Origin of the sequence: Pandoraea pulmonicola (assembly GCF_000815105.2) — a bacterium.
GTDB classification, from domain to species: Bacteria; Pseudomonadota; Gammaproteobacteria; order Burkholderiales; family Burkholderiaceae; genus Pandoraea; species Pandoraea pulmonicola.
On the sequence record NZ_CP010310.2, the window covers coordinates 3,425,686 to 3,440,748 of the forward strand.

At 65.8% G+C, this 15,063-nt stretch carries 11 protein-coding genes; all 11 read right to left on the reverse strand.

Annotated features, from left to right (window positions below; all coding sequences use genetic code 11):
- Positions 1 to 2 precede the first annotated feature (2 nt).
- The 11 genes from RO07_RS14665 to RO07_RS14715 all read right to left on the reverse strand — a co-directional run bounded on the left by RO07_RS14665 (position 3) and on the right by RO07_RS14715 (position 15,029).
- Complete coding sequence (locus RO07_RS14665; RefSeq protein ID WP_039411743.1) at positions 3 to 1,895, reverse strand: potassium transporter Kup; 1,893 nt, start codon at positions 1,893 to 1,895, stop codon at positions 3 to 5.
- Positions 1,896 to 2,271: 376 nt separating this feature from the next.
- Positions 2,272 to 2,997, reverse strand: coding sequence for a DUF2968 domain-containing protein (locus tag RO07_RS14670; protein ID WP_084072624.1), 726 nt, complete (start codon positions 2,995 to 2,997; stop codon positions 2,272 to 2,274).
- A 369-nt stretch (positions 2,998 to 3,366) separates the two neighbouring features.
- Positions 3,367 to 4,764, reverse strand: a complete 1,398-nt coding sequence (locus RO07_RS14675; RefSeq protein WP_039411745.1) for a sigma 54-interacting transcriptional regulator — start codon at positions 4,762 to 4,764, stop codon at positions 3,367 to 3,369.
- A 109-nt stretch (positions 4,765 to 4,873) separates the two neighbouring features.
- Complete coding sequence (locus RO07_RS14680; protein WP_039411748.1) at positions 4,874 to 6,982, reverse strand: pilus assembly protein TadG-related protein; 2,109 nt, start codon at positions 6,980 to 6,982, stop codon at positions 4,874 to 4,876.
- Positions 6,983 to 6,988: 6 nt separating this feature from the next.
- On the reverse strand, positions 6,989 to 7,495 hold the full coding sequence (locus tag RO07_RS14685; RefSeq protein ID WP_052267334.1) for a DUF3613 domain-containing protein: 507 nt from the start codon (positions 7,493 to 7,495) through the stop codon (positions 6,989 to 6,991).
- A 173-nt stretch (positions 7,496 to 7,668) separates the two neighbouring features.
- The gene (locus tag RO07_RS14690) at positions 7,669 to 8,775 is read right to left on the reverse strand and encodes a tetratricopeptide repeat protein (RefSeq protein ID WP_147284637.1); all 1,107 of its coding nucleotides are present in this window, start codon (positions 8,773 to 8,775) and stop codon (positions 7,669 to 7,671) included.
- On the reverse strand, positions 8,772 to 9,797 hold the full coding sequence (locus tag RO07_RS14695) for a type II secretion system F family protein (protein WP_039411749.1): 1,026 nt from the start codon (positions 9,795 to 9,797) through the stop codon (positions 8,772 to 8,774). Before RO07_RS14695 ends, RO07_RS14690 begins: the two co-directional genes overlap by 4 nt.
- An 18-nt stretch (positions 9,798 to 9,815) precedes the next feature.
- Entirely contained in the window at positions 9,816 to 10,739 is a 924-nt protein-coding gene (locus RO07_RS14700; protein ID WP_039411752.1) for a type II secretion system F family protein, read from the reverse strand.
- Positions 10,736 to 12,103, reverse strand: coding sequence for a CpaF family protein (locus tag RO07_RS14705; protein WP_039411755.1), 1,368 nt, complete (start codon positions 12,101 to 12,103; stop codon positions 10,736 to 10,738). Before RO07_RS14705 ends, RO07_RS14700 begins: the two co-directional genes overlap by 4 nt.
- Position 12,104: 1 nt before the next feature.
- Positions 12,105 to 13,472, reverse strand: a complete 1,368-nt coding sequence (locus RO07_RS14710) for a MinD/ParA family protein (RefSeq protein WP_052267336.1) — start codon at positions 13,470 to 13,472, stop codon at positions 12,105 to 12,107.
- Positions 13,473 to 13,676: 204 nt separating this feature from the next.
- Positions 13,677 to 15,029 (reverse strand): type II and III secretion system protein family protein, encoded by a 1,353-nt coding sequence (locus RO07_RS14715; protein ID WP_039411757.1) that lies wholly within the window; start codon positions 15,027 to 15,029, stop codon positions 13,677 to 13,679.
- Positions 15,030 to 15,063 lie beyond the last annotated feature (34 nt).

The window sequence follows — 15,063 nt, forward strand, 5'->3', positions numbered from 1 at the left end:
CATCAGATTTCGATCTTCGTGCCCAATTCCACGACGCGGTTCGCCGGAATGCTGAAGAAGTCGGTCGGCTTGGCGGCGTTCTGGTGCATCCATGCGAACAGACGCTCGCGCCAGATCGACATCCCCGGCAGCTTCGTCGGCACCACGGTTTCGCGCGCGAGGAAGAACGACGTGTCCATCAGCTCGAAATGCATGTCGGTCTTCTCCTCAAGCAGATGCAGCACTTCCTTCACGTCCGGCGTTTCGTTGAAACCGAAGGTCGCTACCACGCTGTACAGCCCACCGGTGTGGTCCTTGACTTCGATGCGCGTCGCGTCTTCCACGTACGGCACGTCGACCGTTCGGAACGTCAGGAAAATCGTGCGCTCGTGCAGAATCCGATTGTGCTTGAGGTTATGCAGCAGACTCACCGGCACCAGCGTGTTGCCCCCCGTCAGATAGATCGCCGTGCCGGCCACGCGGTGCGGCGGGTGCGCAAGCAGCCCCTGCAGGAACGGGCCGAGCGGAATGCCGTCGGCGGCCGTACGCTCACGCAGCAGCTGACGGCCCTTGTGCCACGTCATCAGCATGAAGAACAGGAATGCACCCAGCGCCAGCGGCAGCCAGCCGCCCTCTTCCACCTTGATCAGGTTCGCGCCGAAGAACGCGAAGTCGACCACCAGGAAGCCCGTGATGATCAGCGCCACCAGCAACTTGTTCCAGTTCCAGACCTTGACCATGACCACGCAGGCGAGAATCGTCGTGATGACCATCGTGGTCGTCACGGCAATGCCGTACGCCGCCGCCAGGTTGCTCGACGACTTGAACGCCAGCACGATCCAGATGATGACCAGCAGCAGCGACCAGTTGATCATCGGCATGTAGATCTGCCCTATTTCGCGATCGGACGTGTGCAGGATCTTCATGCGCGGCACGTAGCCAAGCTGGATCGCTTGGCTCGTGAGCGAGAAGGCTCCCGAAATCACCGCCTGCGAAGCAATGACCGTTGCCGCCGTCGCCACGATCACGAGCGGCAGCAGCGCCCAGTCCGGCGCGAGCAGGAAGAACGGGTTCTCGATGGCCTTCGGATTCGAGAGCAGCAGCGCACCCTGACCGAAGTAGTTCAGCGCCAGGGCCGGGAAAACGAGGAACGACCACGCGAAGCGAATCGGACGAATCCCGAAGTGGCCCATGTCGGCGTAGAGCGCTTCCGCCCCGGTGAGCACCAGGAACACGGAGCCCAGCACGATGTAGGCTTGCAGCGCGTGCGTGTGGATGAAATGGATGCCGTAGTACGGATTGATCGCCTTGATGATTTCGGGCGCGGCCACGATGTTGTACAGGCCGAGCACGCCGAGGATCACGAACCACGTCACCATCACCGGACCGAACAGGCGGCCCACCTTGGCGGTGCCCGACTTCTGCATCGAGAACAGGATGATGAGAATGACGATCGTGATCGGCAGCACGAAGCGCGAGAGCGACGGCGCGGCGATCTCCAGACCTTCGACGGCCGACATCACGGAAATGGCGGGCGTGATGACGGCATCGCCGTAGAACATGCAGGCGCCGAACATGCCGAGCATCATGAGCACGGACGCCCATCGGCTGCCGCCGCGCACGCTGCGCAGGCTGAGCGCCATGAGGGCGAGCACACCGCCTTCGCCGCGGTTGTCCGCGCGCATCACGAACAGCACGTACTTGAGGGAGACGACGATTACCAACGCCCAGAACAACAGCGAAATGATGCCGAACACAGCCTGCTGGTTAAACGGAATGCCGTGCTGCGGATCGAAACATTCCTTGAGCGCATAGAGCGGACTGGTGCCGATATCGCCGAAGACCACGCCGATGGCCGACACCATGAGCGCGGGCAAGGCCTGGGGGCGCTGCCCGTGTCGAATGTTTTGCGTCATAAGGTTTGGGTAATCGCAATATTGCGCTGCACAAAATGGGCGCTATTCTAACTGGGCGCCGGTTCCCTCGCCAGTCCGGACGGGCCCTGAGTGCCAGACGTCCCACATGACATGCTTCGGTAGGATAATTCGAGCCGCGCGCCGTGACCAGTGCGACGGCGCAAGGGTTTCACCGGTATTTACATGGCCCGTCCGGCGTCCGATGGCACCGTCTTCCGAGTTGCAAATGCGAGACATATGCCCGGCATGACGAATTCGCGGTCGACAGGTTCACCGATTGGGTGTAGCGCCCCGCCACGTCCGCCGCGCCCCAATGAAAGAAGCCGCCCGAAGGCGGCTTCTTTCACGTCGTAGGAACCTTGATGCGCGCTGTCGTTCACCGACGGCGAACGGGCTTGCGGCCGCCGGCGTTCTTGATCGAGCGCACGAGATCCGAGTCGGCGTTGTTCTGCTCGGCTTCCAGCGAGCGGATCTGGCCTTGCAGATCGGTCAGGCGGATACGGGCTGCGGTACGTTCGGTCTCGAGCGCCGAAGCCTGCTCGCGCACGGCTTGCTGGTTCTCGGCCAGGGCCTGTTCCTGCTGACGCTGGATCGCGAGGTCGTTCTGCACCGCGTTCAGACGCGCTTCGCTTTCGGCGAGCAGGCGCTCCATGAACGCTTTCTGCGCTTCGAGCTTGATGCGGCGGATCTCGACGTCGGCGAGCACCTGCGTCTGACGCACGAAGTCGCCGTAGAGCGTCTCGGCCTTCTTCTCGTTGTTGAGCTTGACTACGCGCCAGAACTGGCCTTCGTGGAACAGGGCCACGTAGTAGCCCATCGTCTGCGGATAGAACAACAGGCTCGCGCCGTAGCGACCGTTGTACGTGGTACGGAGTTCGGTGACTGCCTTGTTCTGAATGCGATCGCGCAGTTCCTGGATCGTCCCCGACGCTGCGGCCTGCCCCGGGGCCGAGGCGGGCAATGCCGGAGCCGCAAGCTGGGCGGGCGACGCACCGGTTACTTCCTCGACAGCTTCAGCAGCGCCTGCTGACGTCCCCCAGGCTGCCAGGCATGCCACCCCCACGCCCAACCAAAACCGCCCCCGGCAATCACTGATTTTCATCTGATCTGTTTTCCTGTTATCGACCGAGCCATTTCACGGCCCTTGTTCATCGCATTCATACGCCGCCCCGGACTCCGTCCCGAGGATTTGAGACCTGCGCATTGGAGGAATGATAACCGCATGCCCGCAATAGCCGCCAATTCTATCCATTGATAGGCGCTCTTCCAAGCAGGGAATGCGGAATTGTGGCCAGCCGCTTTCATCTGTTGATACCGCGCAACTCCGGGGGCGCGCCGGGTTCCGACAAGGCGAACTTGTATGTCAGACAAATCCCGTCATGGGGACGGCATTTCAAGGTGAATCCCACGCAGGATGGAGGGCGGCCTCACGTCTCGCTCTGGGCTGACTCATGACTGGCTCATGAATCGCTCAAGGTTCGTCTTCGCTCGCCAGTTCCGAGTCGTTGCCGAGGATCTGGTATTTGCGCATCTTTTCCCAAAGCACCTTGCGGCTGATGCCAAGCGCATTGGCCGTGTCCTGACGGCGCCAGCCGTTGGCATCGAGCGCGGCAACGATGCGGGCCCGCTCGGCGGCATCCCAGCGGGTGCGCTCCGCCAACGCGCCGCTCCGCGCAGCGTCATCGCCACGTGCGGTCGGCGCGGGTGAGAGCGCGTCGAAGATCGGGCGGATGCGTCGTTCGTCCCAGGTGCCGAGTTGCCGGTAGATGATGCCCACACGCTCGGCGATGTTGCGCATTTCGCGGACGTTGCCCGGAAATACCCCACCCTCGATCCGTTCGCGCAGCCACGGCGGCACCTGCGCGCCGATCTCGCCGTCGCCCACGACCTTGCCGAGATACGCGGTGAAGACGGCCAGCTTGTCGACGGGCCCGCGCGCTTCCAGGCTCGGGATATGCAGCTCGATCACGGCGAGGCGGTAGAACAGATCCGCACGAAACAGCTCTTCGCGCACCATCGCCTTGAGATTCTTGTTGGTGGCGGCGACCAGACGGAAGTCCAGCTTGACGGGCTGCGCGGAACCGAGACGCGTCACCGCGCTGTCCTCCAGCACGCGCAGCAGCTTGACTTGCTGATAGAGCGGCAGGTCGCCGATTTCGTCGAGGAACAGCGTGCCGTCGTTGGCCTGCTCGAAATAGCCCTTGTGCGAGTAGAGCGCCCCGGTGAACGCCCCCTTGGCGTGACCGAAGAAGTGCGACTCGAAGAGCCCGTCGGGGATCGCGCCGCAGTTCACCGCCACGAACGGCCCCTGTCCGTAATGGCTTTGCTTGTCGTGCAGCAGGCGCGCAATGCGTTCCTTGCCGACGCCGGTCTCGCCGTGAATCAGCACGTTCGAATCGCAGTCGGCGAACGCGTCGACTTCGGCCAGCAGCGCGAGCATGGCGCTCGACTGCGCGACGAGCGGGTCACTCGGTGGCGGCGCCTTGTCCGCCTCGGCGATGGCGCCGGAGAGCTTGAAGATGAGCGTGCGCAGTTCCGCGCCGGTGAAGTCGAGCGTGAGGATGTTGCTGTATTCCGGCGGGTAGACGCGCGGGTCATTCTCGCGCGGCGACGTCGCCACCCAGATGACGGGCATGCCGTGGCCCAACTGCCACTCGCGTGCGTTGGTGGCGGCGCCGTCGATCACCGACACGCTGACCACGGCGATCGACGGCCGCGCCCGGGTTCGCTCGCGCGACAGATCCGTACCGTCGGCGCGAATGACTTCCATGTCGAAGCTCGCGAGACAATGCGCGACGCGCTCGGCAATGTCCGACTTGCCTTCCCACACGTACACGTCGAGATCTTCACGTACAGGCTTGCTTTTCATACTGTTCCGCTGGTTGCCGGACGCCATGGGCATCCGTCATGGTGAAGTTCAGTCTTGCCGTTGCAGGGGACGCCTGCGCGTCGGAATCAAGCTATCCAAGGGGTCGTCGCTAATACACCAGTTGTACAAGTCCGTTCTGGCAGTTGATGCTGTCCACCGTCACCGTCGTCATGCCCAGCGTGATGCCGAGCGACGAGAGCAGCGTGTTGAGCAGATTGCTCAACGGCGTGAGCAACGGGTTGAGCAAGGTGGAAAGAATGCTGCCGAGCACGGGCGAGACGTCGCTGGTGCCGATCGCCCCCGACACGGCGCTGATGCGACACGAATTCGCACCGCTGCCGCTAAGGTTGCAGACGAGATCCGAGACGCCGCCCAGCAGACCATTCACGATACCGCCCAGCGTGTTGACAAGCCCCGTCACCAGCCCGCCGACGCCTCCCGCCACCTGCGGCAAATTCAGCGTGAGGACGCCTCCGAGGGTGGTTCCGAGTGCATTGGTCGTGGCCTTCAGTCCGGCCGCGGCCGAGCTGAGGAACGCGTTGACCGTCGAGATGGTCGCACCGGCGGCGGCGGACGGCACGTTGTTGACGAGCCCCGTGCCGATATTCCCGGTACTCGCCGTACCCGATGCACTCACGTCGAGCGACAACCCCGTGAGCAATGCGCTGACGATCGAACTCAGGTTCACGCTGGTTCCGATCGGCCCGACGCGCTGCGGGAACGGGCCGCTGAACGTGATCGGCGATGGCGAACTGGACGCCAGCGACAGGTTGACGTTCGCATTCACGTCGATCAGCCCGAGAAGTCTGGCCACCGTCACCCGCTGTGTCATGAGCGTCGTGCAACTCGCCGTATTGGTCGCCATGTTCACACCGTTGGGGGCGCCTCCCACGCACACGTTCACCAACCCCGAATTCACCTGCAGCGTCGCCGACGGCGTCGCGCCGCATTGCAGCGCCGTGACCGTCGCGGTCGATTGCGCGAGTTCCAGCACGAGCGGCAGATTCAGCGTGGTATTGAGACCGCTCAGCAAGCCGCCAAGCAATGGAACAGGCCCCGTAGCGCCGGGATTGACGCTCACGAACAGGCGGACCTGCGCTGCCGTGGCCGTTGCGCCAACACCGCCGACGCCGACTTGCGGTGGGGAAATCACTCGCCCGGAAACCGTCAATCCGAGCGAGTTGACGGGCGCGTTGATCGAAATGGCATTGGTGCCATTCGCACCGACGATCGCGGCGGAAATCAGATCGGCGACGCCGATATTCGCCGTCAGCGCATTCGCCGCGCTCACGCCCGCCGCGTCGATGTTCGCAATGACGCCGGGCGTCGTCGCCGTGCCCAGCAGGTTGATCGGCAGATTCAATACCGGGCTGCCGGCGAACACGTTGATGAGATTGTTCATCGCAGTGACCGACGCCGAGGCCGCGCCGTTCTGCGTGACGAGCGCCGTATTCGTCGCACTGAGCAGCGACCCCACGGTCAGGTTCTTGACGGCGGCCACGCCCGAGAGCGACGCCACCGACACATCGCCCGTGATCGGCACGCCGAGCGCCTGCAGGATCCCCTTCGGCGTGACGTTGACGCCCACGAGCTGCTGCGCCGCGGCGACATAAAGCACTGGAGAAATCCCAAGCGTATTGAGCAATGGCGCGAGCACCGAGTTGCCGGTGTTGAGCGCCAACAACCCCGAGTCAACCGTGAAGGTCACCACCGCCGGCGCCTTGCGGGCGATAGCCGTGGCCGTGATCGTGCGATTGCCGGTGAGCTGGAAGAACGACGGCACCGTGAGCGAGAGCGTGACCTGCACCGCGTTGCCGCTCGCGGCATTGCCCGCATTCACCGCGGCGAACGTTCCGGGGCCGGTGGCGTTCGCGACGGGCGAAGTCCAGATGCCGCATGCCGATGTGACTTGCAGTCCCGTCGCGTCGCCGCCCATGTTCGACGTCACGTTGGCCTGCGCCACGCTCGCGTACGACGTGGTGTTCGCGCAGCCCGGCAGCGTCTGCGCCCCGGCGAGCGCCGCCATGTCCGCCGCGCGTTGCAGATCGCGCCGCTTCATGAACGCGTACCCCGCGTCGATCGCGAACGCGAGGATCAGCGCCACGATCACGAAGACGAGCGCCGCGATCGGCACCGAGCCGCGCTGCCGATCAACCGTCGCCGCACGCAGCCGGGACGGAACGCGAACGAAGTGGCGCACACGCGCACGCACAATCATGGCGTCTTACTGGCTGGCGCCAGTCCCCGCTGCCGCCGGTGCGACGCCACCGCTGCCACTGTTGTTGCCAACGCCGCTCTCCGTCTGCACCATCGTCGGATAGAACTGCGGAATCGCGTAAGTAAAGCTGTCCAGATAACGCTTGTAGGCGCGCGAGGCGGTCGCGCCCAGCATCGGCAGCCCCGGCCCCGCCGCGAGGTTGTTCGCCTGGAGCGCAAGCAAGGCTTCGGTTTCGTCGCCGAGCATGCCATCGGCGGCGTGCTCGCCGACCCGCAACGGCGTCGTCCGGCGTACGATGTTGGACGGCACACGGCTGGCCTGCGTAGCAGCGCTCGTCGACGCCGGCTGCGCGACCTGCGACGGCCCCGCCGCCGACGCTCCGTCACCGGCGGCAGGAAGCGGCGTCACTGGCGCCGCGACCGCACGCGCGTTGGCATCGGTCGTACCGCCCATCGCGCCTGTGATTGGCGCGTTGACCTGTGCGGCGGCGCTGCCGGCCCACAGGACGAGCATGGCAACCAGCCACCGTCCCGCCGACAGCGCACGGGCGCCCGATGTTCTCTGTGATCGTTGTGATTTCCGAACGGCCATCGTCACGTCTCCCTGGTGTTGCGCAACCCGGCTCGTGCGCGCCCTCGACCTTCGGAGGTCGACGCCGGAACGGGAATGCCATCGCATGGCGCGGTTCATTGCGAGTGGCCGAATCGATCGAGCAGCGACGTCGGCATATCGCTGCGCGATGCCTCGTTCGCCCGCGCGAGCTTGGCATCGGCAGTCGTCCGCGGCGGTGCTTTCACGGCCCTCGTGGCTGCACTCGTGTGCTTGACACCACCCCGCCCAATCTCGCTGTCGTCTCCGCCCGTCAGGCGCACGACGACCGGGCCGTCCGCCGCAAATGTGCTGCCCGACGCCTGCACCGTCCGTCCCGAATCGGCGGACGCCGCCGGCGCGACGGGTGGCACGAGCGACGCCGCGGCCTGCGCGGCCGCCCGTGCGGCTGCCGCCTCGGCCGCCGCCTGGCGCGCGGCGATCTGCGCGCGGATGTCCGCGGCGAGCTTGTCGATAGCCTCGCGTGTGGCTTGCGGCATCCTGGCCTGCGTCATCATGTCTTCGGCGCGCGAGCGCTCGCCCGTCGCCATGAGATACACCGCCAGGTTGCTCAGCACTTTGCGACTGTCGGGGCGCAGTTCCGCCGCCTGCGCGAGCGGTACGCGTGCGCCGCCCGCGTCGCCGTTGCGCAGCAATGCGAAGCCGAGATCGCTCAGATAGAACGCCTCGGTCGGCGCTCGGCCGACCGCTTCGCGCAGCGCCTTCGCGGCGCCCGCATAGTCCTTGCGCTGCGCCGCCACCAACCCCATCCCGTGCCAGGCGGCCGCCGCTTCCGGACCATTCAGCAGCGCGCTGTAGGCTTGCTGTGCGGCGTCGGGTTGGCCGGTCTCACGCAGCGCATCCGCCCTCAGAATGTCGATGTCGGGCGCCGGGCCGTACTGCATCCGGAACTGATCGACGTGCGCAAGCGAAGCGAAGTACGCGCCCTGCTCCTGCATCTGCCGGATCATCGACAGATACAGCTCGCGAGAATCCGGCTGCGCCGTCCTGGCCTTCGCCTCGTCGTTCTGTTGCGCCTGCATGAGCGCGGCGGCCGACGGCGCGCCGTAACCGCCGATGCGCGGGCCGCCACACGCAGCGAGCGTCGCCGCACACAGCACACCCAGCAACGCGCCGCTCGCCGAGCGTCCGGCACGGCGCATCAGCCGCGCTTCGGTCCCCGATATTTGAAGGAATAGCGTCACTTCATGGCCTCCATCGATTTGGCCAGCGACAGAAGCGCCGGCCCCGCGACCACCAGCATCAATGCAGGTAGAAGCGTGAGCATCATCGCCAGCGTCATCTTCACAGTGAGCTTGCCGATGCGTTCTTTCATCGTCTGACGACGCTGTTCGCGCAGGCGATCGCTGAACTGTTGCAAGGGCTCCTGCACCGCACCGCCGTGCTGTTCCACCTGAACGATGAGACGGACCAGCGCACGCAGGTCATCGTTGTCGTACACCTCTCGCAGCCGACCCATCGACCCCTCGCGCCCGCGCCCGGAGGCATACTGACGGTTGGCGTTCTCGAACTCCTTGGCAAGAATCGGCAGCACTTCGCGGAAGTCGGACACGACCACGTGCAGACTCTGGTCCATCGACAACCCCACGCCTTGCAGCAAGCGCAGCAAGTCGATGAGCAGCGGCAGTTCGTCGACCAGTTCGGCGCGACGCTTCGCCGCTTCGCGCTGAATATAGAACTTCGGCGCAAGCAACCCTACCCCCGCCGCGCCGATCAAGCGCAGAATCGTGCCGAGCCCACCGCCGCCCGGCAACCAGAGCCATACGAGAATCGGCAGCACCACGGCAAGCGCCACGCGCGCGAACAGAAAGAGCGACTTCGCGCGCACGCTGTCGTATCCGCATTGCGCGAGAAGAAGACGATCTTCGGCGGCAATCAGATGCTGACCGAGACGCGTCTCCGACCACCGTTTGCCAAGCGCCGCCGCACGATCGAAGAGCGAGCGCCAGCCGCGCTGCCCGGTCATCATGTCGTCCCGCGCCTCGTCGTCCAACGGGCCGCGCGGGGCCGCCCGCAACGCCGCCAGCGCCTGTTGCCGACGACTCGCGAGCACCTGGTCGATCATGCGTTCGCTGCGGCCCTGGCGCATCGAGCGCAGCAAGATGGCCGACGCGCCGAGCAGCAGGCCCGCCGCGACCATCAACAGCCCGAGCATCATCCACAGACGCGAGTCCGACGAAAGCGACGACAGGAACGACGGGCTCATGACGTAGGCTCCCCCCGCTCAGAGCGACTTGGCCAGGCGGTACAGCACGAAGCCGCCGAACACTTCCAGCCCGAGGCCGATGGCGAGCAGCTTCTGCCCGGACGCTTCCTGGAACATCGGCTCGAAGAACTTCGGATTGAGCAGCATCAGCATCGCGCTCACGACGATCGGCAGCGCCGCCAATACCCACGCCGACAGGCGCGTCTCGGACGAGAGCGCATAGAGCTCCGCCTGCGCCTGTTCCCGATCGCGCATGAAGCCGGACATGCGCGAGAGAATCTGATCGGCGCGGCCACCGAAACGCGTGGACAGATCGACCACGGCCGCGAAGAGATAGATTTCCTCGACCTGATACACGCGCGCGATCTGCTTGAGCGCGATGTCCAGATCCACGCCCGCCTGCACTTGCCGCACCGCGCGATCGAGCAATTCACGCAGCGGCATGTCGGCGTTGCCCGCCGCGGTCTGGAATGCGGCAGGCAAGCTGTTGCCCACGGTCAGCATGCGCACCATGCCGTCGAGAAATACCGGCAACTGGCGCACGATGTCGCGATGCCGGCGCGACGCCTTGAACCAGTGGCGCAGCAGCACGCCGAGCGTATAAAGAACGAGCACGACGATGGCCGAGAGCGGTCCTTGCCAGATCCAGAACACGAGCCCGAGCACCAGCCCCGGCACAATGAGCATCGTGTAGAACATCGGATCGGGCTGCACACCGGCGCGCTCGAAGAAAAATTCCCACGGCAGCGATCTGCGGCGCGGCGCACGCCGGGCCACCGTCTCGGTCGTGGCGAACCGCGGCGCGTTCTGCGCGAGTTGTCGCTCGATAAACGCGCTCGTCGCCTGCTCCCTCGCGCGCTGATGCGAACGACGCCACAGCTCCAGTCCTGCCGCAACGAGCAGCAATGCGATGCAGAAAATCCACAGCAGGACGTGATTCATCGCCGGCGTCCGAAGAAGCCGCCGCCACCGGAGTCCGGCGGCGTGTTGCCCGGTCCGGCCGTCGCAGCGCCGGCGTTGCGCGTCTGCTCCCTGTAGCGCTGCAGCTTGGGCGAATGCGGCTGAATGCCGAGCGACACCCAGCGGTCCTTTTCCTCGCCGTCCGGGCCGACGAACGACTCGTGGCGATACAGCTCCTGCGTCGAGATCACCGTGTCGGACACGCCGGTCACTTCGGTGATGGACAGGATCCGGCGCCGCCCACTCGAGAGCCGGCCGATCTGCACGATGAAGTCGAGTGCGCTCGTGATCTGACGGCGCAGGCTGCTCTCGCTGCCCTGGAACCCGGCGAAGCCCGCCAGCATCTCCAGACGATAGAGACATTCGCGCGGCGAGTTGGCGTGGATCGTCGCCATCGAGCCTTCGTGGCCCGTGTTCATCGCCTGCATCATTTCGAGCACTTCGGAGCCGCGCACTTCGCCCACGATGATACGGTCGGGCCGCATGCGCAGACTGTTGCGGATCAGATCCCGAATCGTCACCTCGCCCGATCCGTCGAAGCCGCCCTGACGCGACTCCAGACGCACCACGTGCGGGTGATTGAGCGAGAGCTCGGCGGTGTCTTCCACCGTCACGACACGCTCGGTCGCGGGAATGAAGCTCGCCAGCGCATTGAGCAGCGAGGTCTTGCCCGAGCTCGTGCCGCCCGAGACGAGAATGTTGCAGCGCGAGCGCACGGCCGCTTCGAGCAGGTTGTGGATCTCTTCGTTGAAGCTGCCCAGCGCGAGCAGGTCGGACGGCTTGAGCGGATCCTTGCGGAATTTTCGGATCGACACCACCGGGCCGTCGACGGCGAGCGGCTCGATCACCACGTTCAGGCGTCCGCCGTCGGGCAGCCGCGCGTCCACCATGGGATTGGACTCGTCCAGACGCCGTCCGATCGGCGCGAGAATACGTCGCACGATGCGCAGCAGATGCTGGTTGTCCGAGAAACGCAGCGCCTCGCGGGCGAGCACCCCGCGGCGAGACACGTACACGTCGTTGTAGCCGTTGATCAGGATGTCTTCCACGGCCGGGTCGGCCAGCAGATCCTCGATGGGGCCGAAGCCGGCGAGTTCCTTCGTGAGCGCATCCGAGATCTGACGCAGTTCGGTCTCGTTGATCGGGATGCGGCGCAGGCGCACGAAGCCGTCCATTTCGAGATCGACGAACTGCTGGATGGCGCCGCGGCTCCAACGCCCGAACTCGGCGCCGAGCTCCTCGATGCGCGCGAGCAGATGTTCGTGTGCAGCGGTCTTGATGTCCTGGAACTGCTGCGAATTGGCAAACGCGCGCTTGTCGTCGGCAAACTCGATGGAATCGGTCATGTCAGTGCTTTCCCATGAAGCGGCCGAGCCAGCCCGATGACAGGCGTTGCGCCGCGGCACCGGCGTGCTGTGCGGCGAGCAGCCGTTCGACAAGCGGTTGCAGCGCGCGCACGTACGGGTCGTTGCGCGCGGTATCGAGAATCAGCTTGCCCTGATTGGTCGCCGAAAGCATGGCGAGCGGCCGGTCGGGCAGCGTGGCCAGCAGTGGCACGTCGAAACGCTTCGCGATCTGATCGGCTGCCATGCCGTAGCGCGGATCGTAGCGATTGAGCACGAGGTGGAAATGGTTGCGCTCGACGCTGCGCTCCTCCAGGTCGCGCAGCAGCGACGCGAGCGACACGATCGCGCCCACGCTCTGGTCGACGACCAGCCAGACTTCGTCGGCCGCGCGCACGAGGCTCGCGACGAACGCCGGATTCGAGAAGCCGCCGAGGTCGGCCACGATGAGATCGAAAAACGCGCGCAGCCGGTCGGTGAGCGCGAGTGCGTCGCCGGCCGCCACCGTGCGCATGTCGCCCAGATCGAGCGGCAACGGCAACACGGCCAGCCCGCTGGGCGCATGCGAGACGGCGGTGTGCACCAGCGTTTCGTCGAAGCGTCGCAGGTTCTGCACCGCCTCGGCAAAGCTGAACTGGCTTTGCGTGTTGAGATAGAGCAGACCGTCGCCCGCGGGCAGGCCGAGGTCGAGCAGCGCCACGTGGCCGAGCAGCGAAGCATCGAACTTGTCTCCCTTCGCGTCCGTCGCGTTGCCCGGACTCACCAGCTTCACGGCCTTCGCCGCCCTGGCGGCCCTCTCCGGCGAGGCGCCCACGGACAGCTCCTGTCCGAGTTGCGACAGATGCGCGGCGAGCGTGCTGCAACCCACGCCGATACGCGCGCCGAGCAACACCACGAAGCGTCCGTGGCGCTGCGGCGCGACCGGCGTCGGCTCGGGCGTCTGGTCGATCACGCGACGCACGACGTCGAGCGCTTCCTCCTGCGTCGAGTGCATGTCGATGAAGTCGTGCACGCCGGCGCGCAGGGCTGCCTTCATGCCGTCCGCGCGCACCATCGAACCCACCGCGACGAGCGGCAGCTTCGGCGCCACACGCTTGAGCATCTGTGCGAGTTCCGCCGCCTGCGCGAAGCCGCCATCGGGCGGTTCATCGGCGTGGCCCGTCGGCTCGCCCGAGAAATCGAGCAGCACGACCTGCGGATCGAGGTCGCCGATGCGCTGCTGCAACTGCGCGGGACGTCCGGCCTCCTGCAGCACCACGCCCTCTTCGCGCAGCGCCGCCGAGAGCCACTGCCCGTGGCCGGCGTGTGCACTGCAAAAGAGAAAACGATGCAACTCAGTCATGGTGTCCAGTATTCGCGTCGGTGCGTTCATTTATGCACTCCTGACTACCCTGCCCCATCCCGTTTTTGTCTCGACTCCTGCCTCGATTCCTGTTTCGATTCTCGTCTCGCCACGACTCGGCTCGTGAGCGCTGCCGCCCCCGCATCAGGCATCTGCGTGCCCTCGTCGCGACGCCGGTCCTGCTTCGATCCTGCTCGGGTCCCGCTTGGGTTCTGCTTCAATCCCGCTTTCCAGTTACTTCGAGAACCCCGGCAATTCGCTGTCGCTAGCCCCGCCCATCAGGTAGGCGCCCCACACCGGCCCGATGCGCTTCTCGCGCGTATCGCCGGGCAGCGGCATGGCCACGCCGCGCGCCACGGGCTTGACCAGGTGCGGTGTCACCACGATCACCAGTTCCTTCTCGGCGCTGTTGTATTTCAGGTTGCGGAAGAACGCACCGATGAGCGGCAGATCGCCGAGCAGCGGCACCTTGTCGACCGCGGATGTCGTGGTGCGCGAAATCAGCCCCCCGATGATGAAGCTCTCGCCATCGCCGAGCTCGACCGTGGTGTCGGCGCGGCGTGTCGTGATCGCCGGGATCTGGATCGAATCCGTCACGATGGCGTTGGTGTAATCGATGTCCGACGCCTCGGGCGCCACCTTCAGCGCAATCCGGTTCGGCGCGAGAATCGTGGGCGTGACCGTCAGGCCAACGCCGAACGGCTTGTAGACCACCGTGGTAGTGCCGAGCCCGCCCGATTGCGGCACGGGAATCTCGCCACCCGCGAGAAAGCTCGCGCTCTGGCCCGAGAGCGCCACGAGCGTGGGCGCCGCGAGCACGCGCCCCAGGCCGTTCGATTCCAGCAAGTCGATTTCGGCCGACATGCTGAACGCGCCGCGGGTGATCGAACCGAAGAACGAACCGAAGTTCGTCACGTTGCCCGTCCCGCCGCCGCTTACGCCGCTGCGAAATGCCGAGTTCAGCGACGACCCGATCCCGAAGCTGCCGGAGCCCGTCTTCTTCGACGCGCTGAAGCTCGCACCCAGTTCGTTGAGCGTGTTGCGGTTGATTTCCACGATCTTCACGTCCACCTGCACCACGCCCGTGTCGCCGACGGTGGAGCGATCGACGACCACCCCGCCCTTGCCGGTGGCGTCCACGGCGGCCGATTGCAGGCCGCTGTGTTCGATGACCGTATTCGCATGCCCCTTGATGATCGCGGCGCTGCCCCGCGCGTCGACCGAGGCCGTGCCGGTGTCGCCCAGCGCGCTTTGCAGGTCGCCCGTCACGTGCACTTCCCAACGCACCGCGTCGCCACCGCGCGGCCAGGCAGCGGCCTGCGTGGTCCCGGCCTTCTTGCCGACGACAAGCACCGAGCCGCGTCGCCCGCCCGAGCCCTTGAGGACTACCACGTCGGCGACGGCCGGATCGGCCACGGCGACGCGCTCGAGCGCCCCGGGCACCGGCAGCTCGCGTTGTTCGTGCACGCCGATCGCGAGCGAACGCGTACCGGCGGCCGAGGCAGAATGGGCGGCATCGGCCGCGTCCGCCAGCCGTACCGCCACCGTGACCGCACACGCGAGCAGCGCGGCGAGGCACAGCAGCATTCCCTTGACGCGTCCGGTCTCTCGTCTGGCAGCG

What these genes read in the sequence shown, in the direction of transcription:
- RO07_RS14715 (WP_039411757.1), bottom strand. Translation starts at nt 15,029, where the DNA reads ATGCTGCTGTGCCTCGCCGCGCTGCTCGCGTGTGCGGTCACGGTGGCG.
- RO07_RS14685 (WP_052267334.1), bottom strand. Translation starts at nt 7,495, where the DNA reads ATGCTCGTCCTGTGGGCCGGCAGCGCCGCCGCACAGGTCAACGCGCCA.
- RO07_RS14710 (WP_052267336.1), bottom strand. Translation starts at nt 13,472, where the DNA reads ATGAACGCACCGACGCGAATACTGGACACCATGACTGAGTTGCATCGT.
- RO07_RS14680 (WP_039411748.1), bottom strand. Translation starts at nt 6,982, where the DNA reads ATGATTGTGCGTGCGCGTGTGCGCCACTTCGTTCGCGTTCCGTCCCGG.
- RO07_RS14695 (WP_039411749.1), bottom strand. Translation starts at nt 9,797, where the DNA reads ATGAGCCCGTCGTTCCTGTCGTCGCTTTCGTCGGACTCGCGTCTGTGG.
- RO07_RS14675 (WP_039411745.1), bottom strand. Translation starts at nt 4,764, where the DNA reads ATGAAAAGCAAGCCTGTACGTGAAGATCTCGACGTGTACGTGTGGGAA.
- RO07_RS14700 (WP_039411752.1), bottom strand. Translation starts at nt 10,739, where the DNA reads ATGAATCACGTCCTGCTGTGGATTTTCTGCATCGCATTGCTGCTCGTT.
- RO07_RS14670 (WP_084072624.1), bottom strand. Translation starts at nt 2,997, where the DNA reads ATGAAAATCAGTGATTGCCGGGGGCGGTTTTGGTTGGGCGTGGGGGTG.
- RO07_RS14665 (WP_039411743.1), bottom strand. Translation starts at nt 1,895, where the DNA reads ATGACGCAAAACATTCGACACGGGCAGCGCCCCCAGGCCTTGCCCGCG.
- RO07_RS14705 (WP_039411755.1), bottom strand. Translation starts at nt 12,103, where the DNA reads ATGACCGATTCCATCGAGTTTGCCGACGACAAGCGCGCGTTTGCCAAT.